The organism is Blautia sp. HCN-20427 (assembly GCF_037890365.1).
Classification (GTDB): Bacteria; Bacillota; Clostridia; order Lachnospirales; family Lachnospiraceae; genus Blautia.
In genome coordinates this window covers 1-23,375 of record NZ_JBBKBX010000008.1, presented here as the reverse complement: position 1 = coordinate 23,375, position 23,375 = coordinate 1, and the positions used below count along the sequence as shown (strand labels likewise).

Sequence of the window (23,375 nt, the reverse complement as noted above, 5' to 3'; positions counted from 1 at the left end):
TCGAGAAAGGAGGAAACCGATGGCTGATATAAAAACAAGAGATACAAGCAAAGGTACAATCAAGACCATAAATAAGGCAGCAGTTGCCACGGAGCGAATGAAGAAAGCCTATGTGATGACGAAAGATAAGGCAGAACATTCCACGAATGCTTCGGAACATTCCGCAGAGGAATATGCTTCCGATAAAATCGAAGCGGCAACGGATAGGGCTGTTCACGAAACTGCATACCGTGCGGATAAAGTCGGCAGATGGGGTGTGCGTGAAACAAGGCAGAATTATCAGAAAGCCAAAACGGGGATTGAGAATTTTAAGACCAAGCGTGCAGAGAAGCAGCTTCAAAAACAATCGGTCAATCCTGTCGGAAAACAGAGTATCCGAACTCTAGAACATACGGAGAAAACAATTAAGCAGTCTGCAAGGTCAGCAGGAAATACGACAGTCAAGACCGTATCGAAAGGTACAACCAATACTGTTCAAAGGTCGGTCAAGACCGCAGAACAAACGGCAAAGACTTCTATTAAGACCACAAAAGAAGCCGCCATTATAGCACAGAAAACTGCAAAAACAACAGCCAAAGCAACACAGAAAGCGGCTCAAACGGCAAAGAAAGCGGCGAAAGCCACAGCAGATACCGTTAAAGCGACAGTGAAAGCTACTGTTGCGACAGTCAAAGCGATTATTGCAGGGACAAAAGCACTTGTAGCAGCAATCGCAGCAGGCGGTTGGATAGCGGTGCTGATTATTATGATTGTCGTATTGTTTGGTGCTGCCGTAGCAATGTTTGGAGGAGGAAGTGACAGTAATTCCTATACTCCGGTAAGTGCAGAGGTAGAAGCCTATGAACCCATCATACAGAAGTATGCCAAAGAGTACGGCATTCCTGAGTATGTAGAACTTATCAAGGCGGTTATGATGCAGGAAAGCGGCGGCAGAGGACTTGACCCTATGCAGGCAGCAGAGGGAAGTTTCAATACAAGGTATCCGCACGAACCTAATGGAATTAAAGACCCTGAATATTCTATCCAGTGTGGAGTTCAGGAATTGAAAGCAGCTCTTACTTCGGCAGAAGTGGAAAGTCCGATAGATATGGAGCATATCAAACTTGCCTTGCAAGGCTACAACTTCGGTAATGGGTATATTTCTTGGGCAAAAACGAATTACGGCGGTTATTCTTATGCCAATGCAGTGGAGTTTTCCACTCAGCAGGCACAAAGGCTTGGTTGGGACAGTTATGGAGATACCCAATATCCGGCTCACGTTCTGAGGTACTATCCGTATGGGCGAGCCTTTACTGCCGGAGGTAATCAGGCGATTGTTGAGGTTGCCTTGACACAGCTAGGCAATCAGGGCGGACAACCTTACTGGAGTTGGTACGGCTTTAACAGTCGAGTGGAATGGTGTGCCTGCTTCGTATCTTGGTGTGCTGACCAATGCGGGTATATTGAAAGCGGACTTGTTCCGAAATTTGCAGGTTGCGTGGATGGTGCAAACTGGTTTAAGTCAAATGGGAAATGGCAAGACCGCACTTATGAACCAAAGGTAGGAGATATTATCTTCTTTGATTGGGAAGGCGACGGTACAACAGACCACGTTGGTATCGTAGAGAAGTGTGAGAATGGCACAGTTTATACCGTAGAGGGCAACTCAGGCGATGCCTGCAAGCAAAGACAGTACGCAGTCGGAAGCAGCAATATCTATGGATACGGTATTCCGGCATATTAAAAATTCCAGACGGTGTCTGGAAAATTGAAAAGATGGCTGCTCAGTTGAGTAGCCATCGGGTACATTATGAGAAATCAGTTGTTTCTCTGTTATTCAGGAAAATATGGTGTGTGTGATAAGTGAAGCTGAAAAGCATATCGGCATTTTCTTTACTGCCGTCTAAAAAGGAAATATCATCGGCAAGGATAAAAAGAATTGCTAACAGCTTCTTGATATATCCAGTGTAGCAGGCATAATCTACATAGATGTTAGCGATATATCCCTCGGCAAATTCTATCAGGTCAGCGTCAATTTCAAAGCTGTTGGATAACTCGTAAACGGTCTTGATAAATTTGTCCTTATCAGCAATTCGTTCTTTACTTGGAACACTTCTGCGGTTCTTCTGTATGAATTTCAAAAAATCATCAGCTTCCGTAAAGTCAGGAGTGATTGTGTTGCCAGTTCCCAAATCTGTTTTGTAATCCTCAAATTTCTCTTTTTCAAACCGATTACTGAATATTATCTTTTGTTCGTCCATTCCTTTTTACCCCTAAGTTTATTCTATGGAGATTGTTTAACTTGGCTCTTGGGTTGTGATTTGTCTTTCGCCATTAACAATCGTGAATTACTGCTTTTATAGTATAACATAAAAATAGTTGGGAATCATCACTAATAGTTGGTTTGACTTCCTTTGGGTGCGTGTGATTTGAAATCGATTTAACCTATACTATTAGTTATGGAAACACACTAAGGGAGGTGATGTGATGAAGCTCGATACAATCGGCAAGAATATAAGAAAGTTCCGACTTGCGAGGAAATTACGCCAAGAAGATTTGGCTGAGAAAACAGATTTGACAACAAATTATATTGGTATGGTTGAGCGTGGAGAGAAAATTCCGTCACTCGAAACTTTCATAAAGATAGTAAATGCTTTAGGTGTATCATCAGATATGGTTCTTACAGATGTTCTGGAAACGGGATATACAGTCAAGAACTCAATGCTTAATGAGAAGCTTGAAAAACTTGCTCCTGAAGATAGAAACAGAATTTATGAAGTTATAGATACACTTGTGAAGCAATCAAAGCAAATACTTCCATAAAACACAGAAGTTCGTCCTAATCGACGAGCTTTCTTTTTTTCAGTATAAAAAATTTCTGCTATCGACAAATTTTTCGGGACTTCGACAGAGAGAATATGCTATAACAACAACTGTTAGTGATAGACACATACTAATAGACATAGGAGGAAGTAGAAGTGAACGACATTTTCAGACAAATAGCGAAAGAAAATGGAACAACTGAAAAAGCAGTAAAAGAGGAAATGCAGTTTGCCATTCGGGAAGCAATGAAAAGTGCTGAACCGGAAGCAATAGCTTTTTGGAAAGTAGTTGCACCGGACGGAAAAGAGCCGCCGATAGAAAAGGTCATAGCAATGATTGCATTGAATGTTAATAATAGAATGTATAATTGAGGTGCTTCGGCATCTCTTTTTTATTATTCTTTAAAAGAGTTGTATTAGGTGTCTGTAAAAAGTGACACCTTGTCGGATAGGAGTTGCGAATAAACCCCTATATCTTGAAAAAATAGATTATTCATAGTATAATGTCAAATGAGTAACTGTAACCAAAAGGAACGGAGAATACGAAGGAGCGTTACAGATGAGAATAAGCTACAACAAACTTCAAAAACTTATGATTGATAATCAAATGAAAAGACAAGATTTAATGCGTGCTGCGGAGATTTCATCGTCTGTTGCAACAAAATTAAATAAGAATGAAACAGTATCCCTTGATGTGCTTATGAGAATTTGCAAAGTATTTCATTGTGATATTGGCGATGTATGTGAAGTCATATTAGACGAATGATATGAGGAGGTCTGAAGATGGCGGCAAGTGGTAAGAAAAATATGTTTAACGAAGCTACCCGTGTTCAAATGCCAGCAATGGTTCATTTGACACGCCTTGGTTATACCTATTTCGGGAAAATAACTGAAGATGTGGCAAGCACAGTATATGACCCTGATACCAATATTTTAATTAACGTTTTCAAGGAGCAGTTCGCACGGCTTAATCCTACCCACGCAGGAGAAGCGGAACAGACATTGAAAACTATTAGGCAGGAATTAGATAATGATGATATAGGACGTAGTTTTTACGAGCGTTTATCGTCTGTTTCGCCTGTTAGATTGGTGGATTTTGAGAATCCAAAGAATAATACATATCATTTTACCGCCGAGTTCACCTGTAAGCGTGACCAAGATGAATTTAGACCGGATATTACACTGTTTGTGAATGGACTTCCGCTTGTATTTATTGAAGTAAAGAAGCCGAATAATCACGGTGGTATGGTTGCAGAAAGCAAGAGAATGAACCAAAAGAGATTTCCTAATAAAAAATTTAGGAGATTTTTGAATATTACACAGTTGATGATTTTCTCTAATAATATGGAATATGACACTATGGGTGGTATTGTTCCGGTTCAGGGAGCATTCTATTGTACGACAGCAAAACAGTCTGCACCGTTCAACTGTTTTAGAGAAGAAAATCCTACTAATTTGGATATTGCACCTTATAATGCAGATTTCCCATATAAGGATATTGACCCGATTGTTGAAAAGAAGATATTGACTGACTTTAATTGTCAGGTTATTCATACTTCTCCGGAATATCAAACAAATTTAGATACTTATACACCGACCAACCGTGTACTGACATCTATGTGCAGTCCTGAAAGATTGCTATTTATATTGAAATATGGAATTGCCTATGTTCGTTTTCATAAAGAAATAAATGGCAAGATAGAGTTTATTGAGCAGAAACATATAATGCGTTATCAACAGATGTTTGCTGCCTTAACAGTAAGAAGTAAGATTGATGAAGGTGTCAATTCAGGTGTTATATGGCATACTCAAGGTAGTGGAAAGACAGCCCTTTCTTATTATCTTACTTATGTTCTTTCTGACTATTTCAGCAAGCAAAATAAAGTTGCAAAGTTTTATTTCATTGTTGACCGTCTTGATTTGTTGAAACAGGCTTCAGAAGAATTTGAAGCACGTGGATTGGTTGTAAAAACGGCAAGTTCCCGTGCTGAACTTATGGAGCAGTTCCGTAACAATCAGGCACAAGAGGGAAATACGGGAAAACCTGAAATTACAGTTGTAAATATACAGCGTTTTGCTGAAGATAGGTCAAAAGTTGACCTTCCTGCGTATGCAACGAATTTGCAGAGAGTGTTTATTATTGATGAAGCACATAGAGGGTATAAACCAGAAGGCTCATTCTTGGCTAATCTTCTTGATGCGGATAAAAATGCTATAAAGATTGCTTTGACAGGAACCCCGCTTTTGAAAGAAGAAAGAGAATCTTGGAGAGTTTTTGGTAATTATATTCATACATACTATTACGACAAATCAATTTTAGATGGATATACTTTGAAAATTATCCGTGAGGATATAGAAACTCAGTATAAAGAGCGACTTTCTGAAATTTACGAAAAACTTGAAACCTTGGTAGAAAAGAAAGATGTAAAGAAAAGTCAGATTGTTGAACACGATAATTATGTCAAAGAGTTGCTTAGGTATATTATTTCTGACCTAAAGAGATTTAGACAAATTCAGGGAGATAATACGCTCGGCGGTATGGTCATTTGTGAAACAAGTGAGCAGGCAAGGAAGCTGTTTGCATATTTTGATGAAATTCAAGCGGAACTAAATAAAGACGCTTCTATGAAAAGTCATTTGCGAGCTGGACTTATACTTCACGATAGTGATGATAAGGATACGAGAGATAAGATTATTGACGACTTCAAAAATAATATGACAGTTGATATTCTTATCGTTTTCAATATGCTTCTTACCGGATTTGATGCACCAAGATTGAAACGTCTGTATTTTGGAAGAAAATTGAAAGACCATAATCTGTTGCAGGCAATTACAAGAGTCAACAGACCATATAAAGAAAACCATTATGGATATGTCATTGATTTTGCCAATATAAAAAGGAACTTTGAGGAAACAAATGAAGCGTACCTTAAAGAGCTGAACCGTTTTAATGACCCGAATGAAGTTGGTGCGGGAAATGAAACAGATACATTCAAACAGGTTATTGAAGACCCGGCAGAACTTATTAAACAAATGCAGGAAGTGCAGCAGGTTCTTTTTAACTATACCACAGATAATGCGGAAGAATTTAGCTCGGAAATATCCACGATTGAGGATAAGCAGGAATTGCTCAAACTTAAAAAAATTCTTATTGCTGCTCGTGACTGTTGTAATTTGGTAAGAACCTTTGGCGATGATGAGTTGAAGGAAACATTTGCAAAAATGGAATTAACAAAGTTGCCTTCATTGATTTCAGAGGTGCAACATCATATTGATAATATAAATCAGAAAGAACTTTTTGCAAGTGATGATACCACGAAATTGCTTGTCAATGAAGCAATGGAGGATATTACATTTAATTTCAGCAAAATCAGTGAAGAAGAATTGAAAATCGTCGGTGGTAAAGACGCAGTAACAGAAAAGTATAAAAAGACTGTTCGTGCTTTTACACAGAATATCGACCCTGATGACCCTGAGTTTATTACTTTGCAGGAAGCATTTTTGCTTCGCTTCAAGCAACACGGTTTTGAACCTAAGAGTGTATGTGAGATTGAGGAGCAAGGAAAAGAACTGGAAGATATTCTGAAAAAGCTTGATGAATTGCAGAAGAAAAACACGGTTCTGCTGAGAAAATACAATGGCGATGCGAAATTCGCAAGGGTTCATAAAAGAATCAGGGAAGAAAATCTTGCTCGAAAAGCAGCAAATAAACAGCCGATTGTTTCAGAGTATGATATGTCTATTATGAATGTTTTGCTTTCTATTAAGTCTGATATTGACCAGAAAGTGTATGACAGAAATGATATATTGAAGAAAGACGCATATTTTGAGAGAACAGTTATGACACAAATAAAAGCAGGCATTGATAAGTTGGGAGTAGCAAGTGCTCGTGAGGATAGAGTATTTATACAGAGCAGGATTACAAAACAGTATCTTGACCAGTACAACCAGACTTATTCAGTGGCATAAAGGAGAACACAATGGAAGAAACAAAGACGATAAAAGAAAAAACCATAGAGTTGATAGATGCCTTAAAAGCAACTTGTCAGACCTATGGTATGGGAAACGATGGTAACGAATATAAAATTATCACTCAGGTTTTCCTTTATAAGTTCCTTAATGACAAATTCGGATATGAAGTAAAAAAAGTAAGTACGGCTCTTAAAAATGCCGAAAAATGGGAACTTGCTTATGCAGAAATGTCAGAAGATGACCGCTTGGATATTTTTGATAGTTTACCGTCAGATATTCCATTACTTAATCCGGAACATCTTATTGCCAACTTATGGAATCAGCAGGCAAAAGGTGATTTTGATTTAATCTTTGACAGCACGATGACAGATATAGCAGATAAGAATATTGATATATTTTCAACACAAACTGCTCAGAACACGAAAATACCGCTTTTTGAAAAGCTGACACAGTATGTAACAGACGATACAGCAAGAGCACCTTTTGCCCGTGCGTTGGTTGACAAGTTAGTAAATTTCTCTTTTGAAGAAGCATTTGAGAAGCACTATGATTTCTTCGCAGATATATTTGAATATCTGATAAAGGACTACAATACCGCAGGCGGTGGTAAGTATGCAGAGTATTATACTCCTCACGCTATTGCAACGATTATGGCAAGATTGCTTGTTGGAAATGCAGCTGATTTACATAGTATTGAGTGTTATGACCCATCAGCCGGAACAGGAACACTTTTGATGGCTCTTGCCCATAAAATTGGCGAAGATAAGTGTACTATTTTTGCTCAGGATATTTCACAGCGAAGCAATAAAATGTTAAAACTTAATCTTATCCTGAACAGTTTGGTATCTTCTCTTGACCACGCAATTCAGGGAGATACACTGATTGCTCCGTATCACAAGAGTGATAATGGACAGGAATTAAGAACTTTTGATTATGTAGTTTCAAATCCGCCTTTTAAGATGGATTTCTCAGATACAAGAGAACGTATAGCAGCAATGCCTGTTCGTTTTTGGGCGGGAGTTCCGAAAGTACCAGCCAAGAAGAAAGAGAGTATGGCAATTTATACGTTGTTCATTCAGCACGTTCTTAATTCATTGAAATCAACCGGAAAAGGTGCGATTGTAGTTCCTACCGGATTTGTAACCGCAAAGTCAGGTGTAGAAAAGAAGATACTACAACATATTGTAGATGAACATATCGTTTATGGCTGTATTAGTATGCCTTCCAATGTATTTGCTAATACCGGAACTAATGTATCAGTATTATTTTTTGATAATTCAAGAAAAACAGATAAGGTTGTATTGATAGATGCTTCAAAACTGGGAGAAGAATATAAAGACGGTAATAATCAGAAACGCAGACTTCGTGATTTTGAGATTGATAAAATTGTCGATACATTCCTTAATAAAGAAGCTGTTGATGATTTTTCAGTTGCTGTTACCTATGATGAAATCAAAGAAAAGAAGTATTCGCTTGCGGCTGGACAATATTTTGATGTAAAAATCGAATATGTTGAATTGTCACAGGACGAGTTTAATGCTCGTATGAATGCCTATGCAGAGAAGTTACAGGAATATTTTGCAGAGGGCGACAAACTGAAAACGGAAATTATGGAGCAGTTAAAGAAGGTAAAGTATGAGTAAACTTACAAAGTACAAATTTAGTGATTTATATGAAATGAGTTCAGGTATATCTTCATCAAAAGAACAAGCAGGACACGGTTCCCCGTTTATATCATTTAGCACCGTGTTTAATAATTATTTTTTGCCTGAAGAATTACCAGATTTGATGGATACATCTCTTAAAGAGCAAGAAATATTTTCTGTAAAAAAAGATGATGTGTTTATTACAAGAACAAGTGAAACCGTTGATGCTTTGGCAATGAGTTGTGTTGCTGTTAAAGACTATCCGAAAGCAACTTTTAGTGGCTTTGTAAAAAGACTAAGACCGAAAACAACGGGAATAGTGTACTCAAAGTATATTGCTTTCTTTTTGAGAAGTAAGTATTTTCGTAAAGTATTAGATTGCAATACGATAATGACTTTGAGAGCAAGTTTTAATGAGGATATGTTTTCATTTTTGTATTTATATTTGCCTGATTATGAAGAACAGGTAAGAATAGGCGATTTATTATATAAAATGGAAATGAAAATCCGAACAAATAATAAGATAAACGATAATTTACCGTATCAATCACTGATGGTGGCTTGACCGTTCATCAGTATAGGTAGCAACCAGTCACGTATATTTATAAGTTCCTGATTTTCAGCAAGATTTGAAACAATAGTATTCAGATATTCATTACATAAAGTCGAAAATTTTGTTGCAACTTCAGGATTATATGCAATAATGACTTTTTCGGCTTCAATTGGGCTCAGATTTTGTTGTGATGAGCCGTTTGCTATCATTTCATATTGCTTATGAATAATATCACTTTTAAGCAAAAAGTAAACGAAAACTCGTTGATTTATATTAACTGGTTCAGCCAAAGCTACTCGTTGATTTAATAAACAATTATCGGCATACATAATTCCAACACGTCCTACATTGCCAGTTAATGACATTAAAATGTCTTGTGCTTTTAGTAAGCAATAATCCGGTACATTGTCAGGCAGTACGTTTATATAATTATCGACATTAAGATTTATGCCGTTGTTTTGAACATTTTTTATTGTTAGTAGTTTGTATTTGCCAGATACTTCATACAAATCCGAGGAAAAGGAATAACCGGATTTGAATGTGAAAATATCTGACAATGGATTTGTTGTCCAACCGTCAGGAATAGTACGCTTTAGCTGCTCATTCCAAACCATTTTACCGCCTGATGAACGATATGGTTCTCCGTTTTCATCTGGAAAATCAAACTGAGTGAACCAATAATCGTAAAGTAGCTTGGCTTGTTGCTCTAAATTATCGTTTAATATATCCCATAACTCTTGTGAGTGGCAGGAGTTAAAGCAGGGGACTACCGCTCCATAGTTGTTCTCTAAATTAAATAAAAGGAGAATTGACTATGAAACAGAATTTAATTATGGATATTGTTCAGGGTATGCTACCTTATTTGAACAATGCACAAACACAGCGATTGCAGGAGGTACTGCAACATACGCTTTTTGATTATGAAGTTGCAAAAACGGAAAGTGATAAAGGATTATCGGAGCAGAACTTGGTTGAACTGTTTCTATCGGCAAAGAGAATTGAGGGCTGTTCCGAGAAAACTTTGAAATATTACAAAGCAACTATACAGGCAATGATTGATAGTATAGGTAAAGGTATTAAATATATTGTAACCGATGATATACGCTGTTACCTTACTGAATATCAGTCAAATAAAAATTCAAGTAAAGTTACGATTGATAATATAAGACGAATACTTTCCAGCTTTTTTTCTTGGCTTGAGGACGAGGACTATATTTTGAAAAGTCCGGTCAGAAGAATACATAAGGTTAAAACTGGAACGAATATTAAGGAAACTTATTCAGATGAAGCACTTGAATTGATGAGAGATAATTGCACAGAACTCAGGGACTTGGCAATGATTGATATGTTGGCATCAACAGGTATGCGAGTAGGCGAAATGGTTCTGCTAAATCGAGAAGATATAGATTTTAATGAGCGTGAATGTGTTGTTTTTGGAAAGGGCGATAAGGAGAGAGTCGTTTATTTTGACGCCAGAACAAAAATACATTTGCAGAATTATTTACAGAGCAGAAGGGATAATAATCCGGCACTGTTTGTATCATTAAAAGCTCCTTATGAACGATTGAAAATTGGTGGTATTGAAGTGCGATTACGAAATTTTGGAAAACAATTAGGTCTTAGTAAGGTGCATCCACATAAATTTAGACGTACTCTTGCGACTATGGCAATAGATAAAGGAATGCCCATTGAACAGTTACAGCAGCTTTTGGGACATAGAAAAATAGATACGACTTTGCAGTATGCAATGGTTAAACAGAGCAATGTTAAATTGGCTCATAGAAAGTATATAGGTTAGGAGAAAAATATGATTTATAATGGAAGTTCATATAATGAGAATTGGAAAATTTCCAAATTGGCTGAATTAGGAACATTTGCAAGAGGAGTATCAAAACATAGACCGAGAAACGACCCAAAATTGTTTGAAAATGGGAAATATCCATTAGTTCAAACGGGAGATGTTAAAGAAGCAACTCTTTATTTGAGTAAACATGAACAAGAATATGGCGATTTCGGGCTCAAACAAAGTAAATTGTGGAATACAGGAACATTGTGTATTACTATTGCCGCCAATATTGCGGAAACAGCAATTTTGGCTTATCCAATGTGTTTTCCAGATAGTATTGTAGGTTTTTCAGCATATCCCGAAAAATCATCAGAAGAATTTATGTACTATATTTTTGAGTATATAAAAAAGTCTATACAAAATGCTGCGACAGGTAGTATTCAAGATAACATAAATCTTGAATATTTGATGTCTTTAGATTTTAAAATACCAGAGAAAAAGTATCAGGATATGATAGTATTGATACTTTCTTCAATAGATAGAAAGATACTTATCAATAATGCAATAAACGATAATTTAGAGCAGCAAGCTAAGCTTCTTTACGATTATTGGTTCACTCAGTTTGATTTTCCAGATGAGAACGGAAAACCATACCGTTCATCAGGCGGTAAGATGGTTTGGAATGAACAGTTAAAAATGGAAATCCCGTTTTCTTGGATATGTTCCAAAATGGAAAATGCTATTGAAGCTGTCCGAACCGGATTAAATCCCAGAAATAATTTTCAATTGGGCAATGGTAATATACAGTATATTACTGTTAAAAACTTATGCCTTAATGGTTCATTAGATTTTTCTGGTTGTGATACTATTGATGAACAGGCAAGACAAATCGTTCATCGTCGCTCTGATATTCAGAGAGATGATATTTTGTTTGCAAGTATTGCCCCATTGGGTAGATGCTATCTTATACAAGAAAATCCGACCAACTGGGATATTAACGAGTCTGTTTTTTCCATTCGTTATAATAGCTCAGTCCTTACAGCAGAATATCTGTATATGAATCTCCAAAGTGAAACTTTCGTCAAAAGAGCAACTGCGTGTTCAACAGGTAGCATTTTTAAAGGTATTCGTATCAATTCCTTGATGGATAGTGAAATTATTCTTCCACCGCTATCCGTTACAAAAGAGTTTTCTAAAGAAATCAAACCTCTTTTGGCTTTACAAAAGGAATTAGATAGGGAAACTCACACTCTCATTCAGCTTCGTGATTGGCTGTTGCCTATGCTGATGAACGGTCAGGCTACCATCAGTGATTGATGTGGTAAATTATCGTTTACAGTAGAAGGAGAAACTATATGATGAGTGTTTCAGATTGGATAAGTATTATTTGTGCGGGAGTTGCTTTAATAGTCACGGTTATTATTGCAGTCTTGCAAATAAGACAAAGCAACCGTATGGAGAGGTTTGAAAAAAGGCAGGACAAGCGTGATGAGCAACGTCATCAAGAAAGTGTAAAAGCACAAGCGGTATCATTTATTTCTAAATATTATAAGGACAGAGGACTTATTCCGTTATGTGCAATAGCCACGATGTATAATGATTTGTTTTATTACAACAGAGAGATGTATAGAGAGTTTTGCTGTTGTACTAAAGAGGTTCAAAATAGAATTTTGGAATATTGTGATTTGGATTTACGAGTCAGTGAGTACAATATTTATGAAAAGTGTTTGGCTGCAATAGAAAGTGTGCTAAATAAACATTTCCCTGATGATAAAAGTGTTTTTTACGATGGAGGGAAGTATTTTGCTCGTAGCTTAGAATATTATGCTGATAAACCAATTCCACATCAAGAGTTTGAGTATCAAAATCATATTACAGATGTTTTGGCTAATGCGTTTAACAGCAATGACAAAAAGAAAACACCAATTCAGCAGTTGTCGGTGGAATATAATTTTGGAAGTTGCAAAGAAATAGAGGCGTGCCAGTTGGTTACTGTTATAGCAGAGTTTGCAGCAATCTATGGGAATAAAAATAAAAACATTGACAAATCATACGGTTCTCCGGGCGGATACGATGGAGAAGTTATAGAAACAATGGAAGATTTATTCCTTTTAGCCTTATTTGAAATATATACAAATTGTGTTTTATAAATTGAATTATAAGGTAAGTAAAAATGATTTTACAGAGAGGATAAACAAATGGCATTCGATTTTAAGAAAGAATATAAAGAGTTCTATATGCCGAAGAATAAGCCGCAGATTGTGACAATTCCAAAGGCAAATTATATAGCGGTACGAGGTAAAGGAAATCCTAATGAAGAAGGCGGAGAATATAAAACTGCTATTGGTGTTTTGTATGCTGTTGCATATACTCTCAAGATGAGCTATAAGACGGATTACAAAATAGAAGGATTTTTTGAATATGTTGTACCACCGCTTGAGGGCTTTTGGTGGCAGGACAATGTTGAAAGTATAGATTATACTGATAAATCAGCTTTCAACTGGATTTCTGTTATTCGTCTGCCTGATTTTATTACAAAGAAAGATTTTGATTGGGCGGTGGAAACTGCTTCAAAAAAGAAAAAGATGGATTGCTCTGGTGCAGAGTTCTTGAGTATTGACGAAGGTTTGTGCGTACAGATAATGCATATAGGAGCGTTTGATGATGAACCTGCAACCGTGGCGATGATGGATAAATATCTTGAAGAAAACGGTTATGTAAATGATTTTACTGATGAGCGACGCCATCACGAAATCTATTTATCAGACCCAAGAAAAGTTGCACCGGAGAAATGCAAAACGGTAATAAGACACCCAATAAAAAGGCGTAAATTGCTTGGAAATGAGATACAATAATGAATGTAAATTTTGGATTTTCATATATAGGTTTAATATTTTTATTGATGCTGATGCTACCAAATATTGTATGGAGTAAAAATAAGCCGAAAGATTATGATAAGTATGTGAAAAATGAAAACAGGGTACTGCTGTTATTTGAAAGAGTGGGAGAAATTTCTGTAACCTGCTTGTCATTGATATTCAGAGATTTTAATATCAATGAAATATCCGGTTGGACTGTAATACTTTTAATTGCATTTGTTTTGATGGTCTTATATGAGGTGTATTGGATTAGATATTTCAGAAGTGCTAAGACAATGAAGGATATGTACAGCAGCTTACTGGGTATTCCGGTGGCAGGTGCAACATTGCCAGTATGTGCATTTTGTCTATTGAGTATATATGGCAAAAACCCGTTTTTATTTGTTGCAGCAATCATATTGGGGATTGGACATATTGGAATACACTTGAATCATAAAAAAGAAATCGAGTAAAATGAAATTAGGTCGGAGGACAACTAATGGCATCAAGTAAAGAATATTTGAAATTTATATTAGAACAGTTGGCAGAATTGGACGAGATTACTTTCCGTGCGATGATGGGCGAATATATTATTTATTATCATGGTAAAATTGTCGGCGGAATTTATGATGACAGATTACTTGTAAAACCGATAAAATCAGCAATTTCATATATGCCGACAGCTACCTATGAATTGCCGTATGATGGGGCAAAGGAAATGCTGCTTGTGGAAGATGTTGATAGTAAGGAGTTTTTAACAGGGTTGTTTAATGCGATGTATGACGAATTGCCAGCACCTAAGCCTAAAAAGAAAAAGTAGACAGATACTATTGATGGAGCGATTGGTATATAAAAATTATGGAAACAAAGCCAAGAATTTTATATTTACAAAAGATTTTACTGGAAAGAACCGATGAAGAAAATCCTCTTTCCACAACACAGTTAATCAATATATTGAATGATGAATATGGAATATCTGCACATAGAACTACTGTTACGAAAGACATTGCTGCACTTCAGGAGTTTGGAATGGACATTGTTACTATCCATTCTACTCAGAGCAAATACTTTGTAGCCAGTCGTAAGTTTGAATTGCCGGAACTGAAGTTGCTGATAGATGCAGTAGAGTCATCGAAGTTCATTACAAAGAAGAAAAGCGAAACTCTGATTGAGAAGATACATACAATGACCAGTCCGGGGCAGGTGGCAAAGCTGAAGCGTAATAACTATGTGGTCAATCGCATTAAGCCGGATAATGAGCAGATATATTATATCATCGACGCTATAAATGACGCCATCAACGCAGGCAAGCAGATTTCTTTCCAGTATTACGATTATACCGGATTAAAGAAAAAGGTTCTGAAGAATAAAGGAGAAGTGTATAAGCTCAGTCCGTATAAACTTCTCTGGTGTGGGGACTATTATTATGTTCTCGGATATTCAGAGAAGAAAAGCAAGGTTATCAATTTCAGGGTAGACCGTATTGCTTCCAAGCCGGAGATATTGGATAAAGATATTGTTCCTATGCCTGATGATTTTGATATTGAGAATTACACAAAGGAAGTTTTCTTTATGTTCTCAGGCGAGAAAGTTCTTGTGGATTTACGGTGTGATAACAGTCTGATGAAAACAATGGTAGACCGTTTCGGAGAAGATGTGACAACCCTTGCATATGATATGACGTCTTTCAGAGTACAGACCGAAATATCAGCCAGTCCTACTTTTTTCGGTTGGGTATTTGGCTTCAACGGCAAAGTACAGATACTTGCACCTGAGAGTGTGAAAGAACAATACAGACAGATGATTTCACAAGCCGATGAGGGTATGCAGGAAAGCGAATAATTTGAAAATAAAATCCAAAGGAGCGGTAGCTATGGAGAATAAATTAGAAAAAATCGGTCAAAATAGTTTTATGGATAATTTTGTTAAAACCGATGACATCTTAAAGGATATGTGTGGGATTATCGAGTCCTCACAAAAAGCTGCATATCAGGCTGTCAATACATTGCTCGTGCAGAGAAATTGGTTGATTGGTTACAGAATAGCAGAAGAAGAATTAGGTGGAGATGAACGTTCGGAGTATGGGCTAGAGGTAATAAAGAAAATTTCTAAAGAACTGACTCAGCGATATGGAAAAGGATATGATAGAAGTAATTTATATCATTGTCTGAAGTTTTATAAAACCTTTCCTGAAATTGTCGACACGGCGTGTAGACAATCCGGCGTTCTGCTTTCGTGGTCGCATTATAGAACATTATTACAGGTCAAAGACCCTGAAGTTCGTGACTGGTATGAGAAAGAAGCCGCAGAACAGACTTGGAGTGTTCGTACTTTGCAGAGGAACATTTCTTCTCAGTATTATTATCGTATGCTGGGGACTCAGAAAAAAGAGCTTGTAGAAAGTGAAATGAAGGAACTGACTACACCGTATCAGAATGATAAGTTGGAGTTCATCAAAAATCCGGTAGTTGCGGAGTTCTTAGGATTTTCGCAGAATACAGATTTTACAGAGAGTGACCTTGAGAAAAGTATCCTTTCCAATTTGCAGAAATTCTTGATGGAGCTTGGAAAGGGATATGCTTTTGTGGCAAGACAGCAGCATATTCATACGGAGAAGCAGGACTACTATATCGACCTAGTATTCTACAATTACATACTGAAATGCTTTGTCCTTATTGATTTGAAAACAGAGAAGATAACACATCAAGATGTAGGACAGATGGATATGTATATCCGTATGTATGATGAACTGAAACGCAGCGAGGGCGATAACCCAACAATCGGTATTGTCCTTTGTTCCGATACAGATGATGATATTGCCCGTTATTCTGTTATGCACGGCAATGAACAATTATTTGCTTCCAAGTACAAATTATACTTACCGACAAAAGAAGAACTGAAAGCGGAGATTGAAACCCAAAAGGCAATGTTTTATCTTCAGCAGCAGGATAACGAAGAAAAGGAAACAGAATAGAATTTGTGCAGACGGTCTGCACAAATTGCAAAATCTAAGTTCATTGAACAAAAAAGCCTTTATGGGCGAAATTTTTCAATGAAAATATTGAAAGATACTGAGGTGTTAGCAAATTGCGACACCTCTTTTCTTTTACGAAAAACCTACTTGAAAAATTCTTCGTATCAGGTATAATAAGACTATCGAAAGCAAACTGCTTCCGATAGAAAAGAAAGTGAGGTGCAGGTATGAGAAGCAAGAGTCCTGAACTTATGAGTGAAATAAAAAAGTATATCGAGGATTATTACCTGCAAAACAGACAATCCCCATCGACTACAAAAATTGCTGAAGCTGTTGGCATTGCCAGAGGTACAGCATATAAATACTTAGTAGAGATGGCTGAGAAGAATATGATTGAGTACGACGGGCAGGAGATTCGCACCAATGTGACACGTAAGTACAGTGGCGAACAGACACAGACACCGATTGTAGGTTCTATTCCTTGTGGCAGTCCTCAGTATGAGGAAGAAAATATTGAAGAATATGTATCACTTCCTACTGCTATTTTCGGCAAAGGAGATTTCTTTATATTAAGAGCAAGCGGTCAGTCTATGATTGAAGCAGGGATTGATGACGGCGACCTTGTGGTTGTCAAAAAGCAGGTAGAAGCCAAAGAGGGCGATATAGTAGTTGCCCTTGTGGATAATCAGAATACATTGAAACGCTACTTCCGAGATGATGAGAATAAGAAAATCATTCTCCACCCGGAAAATAAGAAGATGAAAGACATCATTGTAGATGAGTGCTGCATTCAGGGTGTGGCTTGTCACATCATCAAAGAACTATAACAGAGGACAGACGAATGAGAACACTTGAAGGAATTCGCTATCTAATCAATTTGGATAGTGCGGAAATACAACAGAACTTTGCCGGAGGAGTTGCACCGCCGGACAAGGTGGAGTCGGAGGTGGACACAACTTGAGTATTTATATGTCAAGAGCCGAGTTGGAAGAAATCAGCGAAGGCTTGATAACAGCTTACGCTAATAAGTTTAGCAATCGAGTGATTCAATCCATCGACATAGAACATTTCATTACAGAATTTCTTATGTTACGAATTGAATACGCTTCTTTCGCAGAAGATGATGCAGGCAGGATTGGCTTTCTGGCAGATGGAGCAACACCACTGCTGGTACATCAGGACGGAAAAATTATTCCCTTTGTTTTCCCGAAAGATACCATCGTACTTGATAAATTTCTTCTTGCCGAAAAGGAGCAAGGACGTCGCAGGTTTACAATGGCACACGAAGCGTCACATCATATCTTGAGTAAGATGTATGCAATGCCGAGTGAAGGACGCTTTCATGCAGAGTATGACATTGAGCGTAGTTATTCCAAAGAGGAACTGGCTCAGATGTTTGCGTCTGTTGAGTGGCAGGCAGATACAATGGGAGCTTCGCTTCTTATGCCGAGAAGGATTATTGAAAATGCCTTGGCGAAATATAATCAGTCAAATCCGATAAAAGTTTATGGTGATAATACCATTGCTTCAAAGGAAAAAGCAGTTATTCGTAGAATGGCAGCTTATATCGGAGTATCTTATACAGCCTTGGTTATCAGATTGAGAGATATGGGACTATTTGAGTATCACAATATCCTTGAATACATTTCCAATGAATTAAATCTTGGAGGTGTTTCGCAATGAGGTTACAGACTCAGGTAGCACCTGAAATACAAAAGAGATTGCTTCTGTCAAGAGTAGAAGCAGAAAGCCTGAAAGAGCGTGATATTCTCTGCCCGACTTGCGGGTTCAGGATACAGAGAGTTTTTTCAGACGCAACCGGACATTTGAGTGTGAAGTGTCAGAAATGCAAGAATGTCCACATTTTAAATCTTGCTTACTTCCGCAGAATCCGTAGGAACGGATATGGCAGGAATTGCAGGCGATGAAGATTACAAGTAAATATCGAAACGATTTCTAATCGAGTAAGCGGAGATAAGCAATTTATTTGCTAAACTACCAAGCACCGTACGAAGCCGGATAAGTGAAGAATAGAAGTATTCTTTGCTGTCCAGATTCGACGGTGCTTTTTTTGTTGCTGTTTTATTCGATTATGCTTCGTGCAGTATTAGGTCTTTTCCCTTACTTGGGAAAGGACTTTTATGTTTTATAACGCATGGCAGTGCCAGATAGCTGAGTACCCGTAATTTCCGAATTTTGAAACTTATCAATTTTTCAAAATTCAAAGGAGATTACGGAAATGAAAAACAAACTTACATTAACAGAACAAGAAGAATTATTTGCAAAGGATTGTAAACTGATAAACCTTAAATACGAATATAACGGTTATACCGGAGATGAGAAATGGGCGATTATTACGGAATTGTCTGTAAAAGAGCTTTGGGAGAAGTATCCACTTATTATAGAAAGATATTCTCCGTTTGTTCATCTTTCCATTGCTCAGGGAGAGGTAATTGACGATGCAAACCGAAATGAGAACAAGTATGCAAAGAGAAGCAGTCGCACACTTGACTGCTATGGATATGACGATGAAATGTCCTCACAGTTTCATAAAGAGCTTGCCATTATGTTTGACGACCCGTTTGAAAGAGCAGAGGAAGAAAGGCTTGAACTGGAAAGAGAAGAATTGCGTCAGTGTGAAATCAGGAAAGCAAGGATAGCACTTTCAATGTTGCAGCCACTTCAAAGGGAACGCCTTATGAAGAATGTATGCTGCGGTCTGAGTTCCAGAGCGATTGCAAAGCAGGAGGGCGTATATTACAGCTCCGTGGATAAGTCTATTGCTGCGGCAAAGAAAAACTTTATCAAATTTTATGAAAATCTCTGATTTTGGGTGTGCATTTCAGTCCCCTTTGTCCAAATGAGTGAAGGGGTTATTTCATTCCGGATACGAATGACACTTTAAAAATTAGATTCTTGTGAGGTTATGTATATGAAAGAAAAAATGATTTGTCGTGGGGATTTATTCTACTATGACTTTGGAGATAACAGTGGTTCAGTACAAAGCGGAGAGCGTCCGGTGCTTGTCGTTCAGGCGGATGATTATAATCAGAATGCTCCGACGATTATTGTTGCGGCAGTTACAAGTGTAATCAAGAAAAGATATTTGCCATCGCACATTATTCTCGGCGAGGAGTTTGGGCTGAAGAAACCGTCAATGGTTCTTCTGGAACAGATTCGGACAGTCAATAGAGAGGATTTACGTGAATACATAGGTACGGTAGATGACGATAAACTTTTCAGACAGATAAATGCAACTTTGAAAAAGACTTTTGGACTTTGGGTTTACAAGCCAGAGGGAAAAGAAAATATTCGCTGCCTATGCCCGAAGTGCCTGAATGATTACATTCACAATCCAGACTATATTGTAAGGCGACTTGACCCATTTGCAAAGCGAAAAGATAGATGTGATAAGTGCGATGGGGATGGTTGGGATTATGTTGTTACCGACAGATATTCATCAAAGAAAGAAAAGAGGTGTAAGAATGTCTAATAGCAGTGTAAAGAAGCTGAGTTATAATGTACCTCTTTGGCATAAGCCTAATTTGTCGATTGAAGAAGCATCTATATATTCCAATATTGGAACAGGAAAACTTTATGAAATGACGGAAAAGCAAGATTGCCCGTTTGTACTTTGGATAGGAAGCCGCCGAATGATAAAGCGAAAAATTTTTGAGGAATATATTGCAAATCAGTATTCTATTTAATGAAAAAGTCAAATCTGCGATGAGCAAATTCGCATCGTTGGCTCAGTGTAGATTTTTAAGTATGCTGTAACCACGCAAAGGAGGTTACAGCATATGAACAACGAAAAAGATGAAACAATCTATAATGTCCCACTTTGGGAGAAAGTAATGCTTACAATTGATGAAGCCGCAGCTTATACAGGTGTTGGAAGCAGAAAAATCAGACAGCTTACCGATAATGAAAGATGTCCGTTCGTTTTATGGAATGGCTCAAAGCGACTTATCAAGAGAGAAGAATTTGTTGAATTTATAAAAAAGCAGTATTCGATATGAGGAGGTATTATTGTGAGTAATCCAGTAAAAAAAGAAAGATTAGAAGTACCGATATGGCATAAGCCGTATCTGACCATTGATGAAGCTACTGCCTATACCGGCATTGGCAGAGAAAAACTTCGTGAAATGACAAGGTTTGCTGATTGTCCATTTGTGTTATGGGTGGGAAAACGCCGAATGATAAAAAGAGAATTGTTTGATGAGTACATTGAAAAAATGTATGAGATTTAGGAGGTGGAACGATGAATGTGGATTTTGCAGATGAAGAAATGATTGCTTATCGGGAAAGCCTTATAGAAAAGAAAAAAGAGCAGCCATTTTGGAAAAAGAAATGTTTGTCGGTAAATGAAACAGCTGCTTATACAGGTATCGGAAGGGGAAAAATACGAGAGTTGATGAAAAGGAAAGACTGCAATTTTATGACGACAGACGGTTATCAGGTGTATGTCATCATCGACAAATTTGTGGAATTTTTAAATAGCAGGAATGAAATATAGGAGGAACAGCCGTGGCAAGACCAAAACGAAAAGATAAAACAAGGACAGTTCTTCGCACGGGAGAACTTCAAAGAAGTGATGGAAGTTATCAGTACAGTTGGACTGATGAAAACCATAAAAGAAGATATGTTTATTCAAAAACGCTTGAAGCACTCAGGATTAAAGAGGAAGCGATTGAGAAAGACAAAAGTGATGGCATAAAAGCGGAAGCACGATATGTTACACTCGATGATTTATATGAGTTGTGGAAAGACCTGAAGAGAGGATTGAAAAACAACACTTTTGAGAATTACAAATATATTTATGAAACCTTTGTACGTCGGCAAATTGGTTCTAAGAGAGTTTCAACATTTTTGAAATCTGACATTAAGAGATTTTATAATTATCTGGTTGATGAGCGAGGATTGAAGCCAGCAACGGTTGATGGTGTCCACAACATTCTTCATCAGATATTTGATATGGCGGTTGATGATAACTATATCAGAAACAATCCGACAAATAATGTTTTAAGGGAATTGAAAAAAGCTCATTGCTTCAAGACAGAGAAACGCAGGGGACTTACTCGACCTGAGCAGGAATTGTTTATGGATTATCTGAAGAACTCTAATACAGCAGTGTATTGGTATCCGGTGTTTGCAGTAATGCTTGGAACGGGGTTAAGAGTTGGAGAAGTTACTGGACTCAGATGGTGTGATATTGATTTGGAAGATGGGATTATAGATGTTAATCACACGTTGGTTTATTATGACCACAGAACTTCTGAAGGAAAAAAGGGCTGCTATTTCAATGTGAATACTCCAAAGACAGAAGCAGGAAATAGACAAGTTCCGATGCTCGATTTTGTTAAAGAAGCATTTGTTATGGAAAAAGAAAGACAAGAACTGCTAGGGGTTCACTGCGAAGCGACCATAGATGGATATACAGATTTTATATTTCTCAATCGCTTCGGACAGCCACAACATCAATCGACTTTGAATAAGGCAATCCGACGCATAATCCGTGATTGCAACGATGAGCAGTTTTTGAAAACAGAAAACCCAGAAGTGCTTTTACCACATTTTAGTTGTCATTCGCTCAGACATACATTTACAACAAGAATGTGTGAAGCAGGTGTAAATATAAAAGTTATTCAGGATACACTCGGACATAAGGATATAACAACAACCTTAAATATCTATACTGATGTAACAAAGGAACTAAAAAGAACCGAGTTTGATGGATTGGATAAATACTTTAATAATTCAATAGCGTAGGAAAAAGTGGCGTACTTTAAAATGAAAATTGGTACGCTGCTTTTTTGGGTCTGATTGACTTATTCAATCATAAAGATTATAATTTAGTAAGCAATCCGATTGAAAAACCCATTCTCTCAATCGGGATTTACATCAAATACATCAAATAATACAACTGCTTATGCGGAAAGTAATCAATTTTAAAGGTAAACAAGGCTTTTTATCTGGTTGAAAAAAGCAAAGTAGGGAGTTGCTCAGGAATATGAGTGGCTTCGGAATTGCGTCGGAGAAAGTCCCGACAATGAAGAGCATGGGCGCTGCAAAGAATGAAGCTAATAATGCTGCACAGTCTGCGCCGGTTGAAAAAACAGTGGAAAAAGCAATCGCTGAAGTGAAAGAAACATATGATTTCTCTAATGTAGAAGTGGAACCATTATTCAAAGATATGGTTGATTTTGACACATTCAGCAAGTCAGATTTCCGTGCTGTAAAGGTAAAAGAATGTGAAGCAGTTCCAAAATCTAAGAAGCTTCTGAAGTTCGTATTAGACGACGGAAGTGGCGTAGATCGTGTGATTTTAAGCGGAATTCACGACTACTATGAGCCAGAATTCTTAGTAGGAAAGACATTACTTGCAATCACAAACCTTCCACCACGTAAGATGATGGGAATTGATTCTTGCGGTATGATCATCTCCGCGACACACCTTGTAGAAGGAAGAGAAGGACTCAATGTTTTGATTCTTGATGATAAGATTCCAGCAGGAGCAAAACTGTACTAAGTGAGTAAAAACACTTCGCAATTTGACAACAAAAATTTTCTTTGACAACAATTTGACAACAAATTCGTATTCCAACATGAATCATCATGAAGAATGGTGATTAGTTGTCAGTAATACTACTCCAACAATATGGATTGTTGAGGGCACTTTTTGAAAGAAAAAACTTTCAGAGAGTGCCCTTTTTTTTATTCATTAACAATGTCCGCTGTGGTTGAGTAAAAGCTGAAAGGAGAAACAGATTTGAAAACAGAAAATA

At 37.3% G+C, this 23,375-nt stretch carries 26 protein-coding genes and 1 pseudogene; 25 read left to right on the top strand and 2 right to left on the bottom strand.

The annotated features are described in order from the left end of the window. Positions 1-19 precede the first annotated feature (19 nt). Positions 20-1,723, top strand: coding sequence for a lysozyme family protein (locus tag WKT17_RS06560; protein WP_221710506.1), 1,704 nt, complete (start codon positions 20-22; stop codon positions 1,721-1,723). Positions 1,724-1,787: 64 nt separating this feature from the next. Here WKT17_RS06560 and WKT17_RS06555 read toward each other — a convergent pair whose 3' ends face one another. Further along, positions 1,788-2,240 carry a hypothetical protein gene (locus WKT17_RS06555; RefSeq protein WP_008118497.1) on the bottom strand — a complete coding sequence of 151 codons (453 nt, stop codon included), beginning with the start codon at positions 2,238-2,240 and terminating at the stop codon, positions 1,788-1,790. A 226-nt stretch (positions 2,241-2,466) separates the two neighbouring features. On the opposite strand from WKT17_RS06555, the gene WKT17_RS06550 reads away from it, so the two are divergent. The 6 genes from WKT17_RS06550 to WKT17_RS06525 all read left to right on the top strand — a co-directional run bounded on the left by WKT17_RS06550 (position 2,467) and on the right by WKT17_RS06525 (position 8,984). After that, on the top strand, positions 2,467-2,802 hold the full coding sequence (locus tag WKT17_RS06550) for a helix-turn-helix domain-containing protein (protein WP_002594686.1): 336 nt from the start codon (positions 2,467-2,469) through the stop codon (positions 2,800-2,802). A gap of 155 nt (positions 2,803-2,957) precedes the next feature. Further along, on the top strand, positions 2,958-3,173 hold the full coding sequence (locus WKT17_RS06545) for a hypothetical protein (protein ID WP_117537645.1): 216 nt from the start codon (positions 2,958-2,960) through the stop codon (positions 3,171-3,173). A gap of 187 nt (positions 3,174-3,360) precedes the next feature. After that, positions 3,361-3,567 carry a helix-turn-helix domain-containing protein gene (locus WKT17_RS06540; protein WP_008789334.1) on the top strand — a complete coding sequence of 69 codons (207 nt, stop codon included), beginning with the start codon at positions 3,361-3,363 and terminating at the stop codon, positions 3,565-3,567. Between the two features lie 17 nt (positions 3,568-3,584). Next, positions 3,585-6,770, top strand: coding sequence for a type I restriction endonuclease subunit R (locus WKT17_RS06535; protein ID WP_182279737.1), 3,186 nt, complete (start codon positions 3,585-3,587; stop codon positions 6,768-6,770). A gap of 11 nt (positions 6,771-6,781) precedes the next feature. Further along, complete coding sequence (locus WKT17_RS06530) at positions 6,782-8,416, top strand: HsdM family class I SAM-dependent methyltransferase (RefSeq protein ID WP_118048417.1); 1,635 nt, start codon at positions 6,782-6,784, stop codon at positions 8,414-8,416. Then, positions 8,409-8,984 (top strand): restriction endonuclease subunit S, encoded by a 576-nt coding sequence (locus tag WKT17_RS06525; protein WP_262624093.1) that lies wholly within the window; start codon positions 8,409-8,411, stop codon positions 8,982-8,984. The genes WKT17_RS06530 and WKT17_RS06525 overlap by 8 nt, the downstream gene beginning before the upstream one ends. Here the strand turns inward: WKT17_RS06525 and WKT17_RS06520 are convergent. Next, the gene (locus WKT17_RS06520) at positions 8,963-9,586 is read right to left on the bottom strand and encodes a restriction endonuclease subunit S (protein ID WP_087203440.1); all 624 of its coding nucleotides are present in this window, start codon (positions 9,584-9,586) and stop codon (positions 8,963-8,965) included. The genes WKT17_RS06525 and WKT17_RS06520 overlap by 22 nt on opposite strands. Before the next feature lie 200 nt (positions 9,587-9,786). On the opposite strand from WKT17_RS06520, the gene xerA reads away from it, so the two are divergent. The 18 genes and pseudogenes from xerA to WKT17_RS06430 all read left to right on the top strand — a co-directional run. Beyond that, positions 9,787-10,770, top strand: a complete 984-nt coding sequence (gene xerA / locus WKT17_RS06515) for a site-specific tyrosine recombinase/integron integrase (protein WP_087203441.1) — start codon at positions 9,787-9,789, stop codon at positions 10,768-10,770. Between the two features lie 9 nt (positions 10,771-10,779). Beyond that, the gene (locus WKT17_RS06510) at positions 10,780-12,075 is read left to right on the top strand and encodes a restriction endonuclease subunit S (RefSeq protein ID WP_340271958.1); all 1,296 of its coding nucleotides are present in this window, start codon (positions 10,780-10,782) and stop codon (positions 12,073-12,075) included. Between the two features lie 38 nt (positions 12,076-12,113). Beyond that, positions 12,114-12,908, top strand: coding sequence for a hypothetical protein (locus WKT17_RS06505; RefSeq protein WP_173867650.1), 795 nt, complete (start codon positions 12,114-12,116; stop codon positions 12,906-12,908). Between the two features lie 48 nt (positions 12,909-12,956). Beyond that, positions 12,957-13,613, top strand: a complete 657-nt coding sequence (locus WKT17_RS06500; RefSeq protein WP_087203443.1) for a GyrI-like domain-containing protein — start codon at positions 12,957-12,959, stop codon at positions 13,611-13,613. After that, on the top strand, positions 13,613-14,089 hold the full coding sequence (locus WKT17_RS06495) for a hypothetical protein (RefSeq protein ID WP_087203444.1): 477 nt from the start codon (positions 13,613-13,615) through the stop codon (positions 14,087-14,089). Before WKT17_RS06500 ends, WKT17_RS06495 begins: the two co-directional genes overlap by 1 nt. 26 nt (positions 14,090-14,115) lie before the next feature. Further along, on the top strand, positions 14,116-14,436 hold the full coding sequence (locus WKT17_RS06490; RefSeq protein WP_118048421.1) for a TfoX/Sxy family protein: 321 nt from the start codon (positions 14,116-14,118) through the stop codon (positions 14,434-14,436). 38 nt (positions 14,437-14,474) lie between these two features. After that, positions 14,475-15,458 (top strand): helix-turn-helix transcriptional regulator, encoded by a 984-nt coding sequence (locus WKT17_RS06485; protein ID WP_118048422.1) that lies wholly within the window; start codon positions 14,475-14,477, stop codon positions 15,456-15,458. Positions 15,459-15,489: 31 nt separating this feature from the next. Next, the gene (locus tag WKT17_RS06480; RefSeq protein WP_118048423.1) at positions 15,490-16,590 is read left to right on the top strand and encodes a PDDEXK nuclease domain-containing protein; all 1,101 of its coding nucleotides are present in this window, start codon (positions 15,490-15,492) and stop codon (positions 16,588-16,590) included. A 251-nt stretch (positions 16,591-16,841) separates the two neighbouring features. Further along, a complete protein-coding gene (gene lexA, locus WKT17_RS06475) occupies positions 16,842-17,417 on the top strand; it encodes a transcriptional repressor LexA (protein ID WP_227572943.1) in 576 nt (191 codons plus the stop codon). 130 nt (positions 17,418-17,547) lie between these two features. After that, entirely contained in the window at positions 17,548-18,273 is a 726-nt protein-coding gene (locus WKT17_RS06470; RefSeq protein WP_118048424.1) for an ImmA/IrrE family metallo-endopeptidase, read from the top strand. A 556-nt stretch (positions 18,274-18,829) separates the two neighbouring features. Next, positions 18,830-19,417 (top strand): sigma-70 family RNA polymerase sigma factor, encoded by a 588-nt coding sequence (locus WKT17_RS06465; RefSeq protein WP_118048425.1) that lies wholly within the window; start codon positions 18,830-18,832, stop codon positions 19,415-19,417. A 105-nt stretch (positions 19,418-19,522) separates the two neighbouring features. Next, complete coding sequence (locus WKT17_RS06460) at positions 19,523-20,083, top strand: type II toxin-antitoxin system PemK/MazF family toxin (protein ID WP_066559579.1); 561 nt, start codon at positions 19,523-19,525, stop codon at positions 20,081-20,083. Then, positions 20,076-20,297 carry an excisionase gene (locus WKT17_RS06455; RefSeq protein ID WP_022146404.1) on the top strand — a complete coding sequence of 74 codons (222 nt, stop codon included), beginning with the start codon at positions 20,076-20,078 and terminating at the stop codon, positions 20,295-20,297. Before WKT17_RS06460 ends, WKT17_RS06455 begins: the two co-directional genes overlap by 8 nt. Positions 20,298-20,390: 93 nt before the next feature. Further along, positions 20,391-20,609 carry an excisionase gene (locus WKT17_RS06450; RefSeq protein ID WP_022146405.1) on the top strand — a complete coding sequence of 73 codons (219 nt, stop codon included), beginning with the start codon at positions 20,391-20,393 and terminating at the stop codon, positions 20,607-20,609. A gap of 12 nt (positions 20,610-20,621) precedes the next feature. Further along, complete coding sequence (locus WKT17_RS06445; protein ID WP_022146406.1) at positions 20,622-20,840, top strand: excisionase; 219 nt, start codon at positions 20,622-20,624, stop codon at positions 20,838-20,840. An 11-nt stretch (positions 20,841-20,851) separates the two neighbouring features. Then, positions 20,852-21,106 (top strand): excisionase, encoded by a 255-nt coding sequence (locus WKT17_RS06440; protein ID WP_024853349.1) that lies wholly within the window; start codon positions 20,852-20,854, stop codon positions 21,104-21,106. 11 nt (positions 21,107-21,117) lie between these two features. Continuing rightward, positions 21,118-22,359, top strand: coding sequence for a tyrosine-type recombinase/integrase (locus WKT17_RS06435; protein WP_022146408.1), 1,242 nt, complete (start codon positions 21,118-21,120; stop codon positions 22,357-22,359). A 274-nt stretch (positions 22,360-22,633) separates the two neighbouring features. Continuing rightward, positions 22,634-23,119: pseudogene (locus tag WKT17_RS06430) on the top strand (lysine--tRNA ligase); the annotation flags it as partial. Between the last annotated feature and the right edge of the window lie 256 nt (positions 23,120-23,375).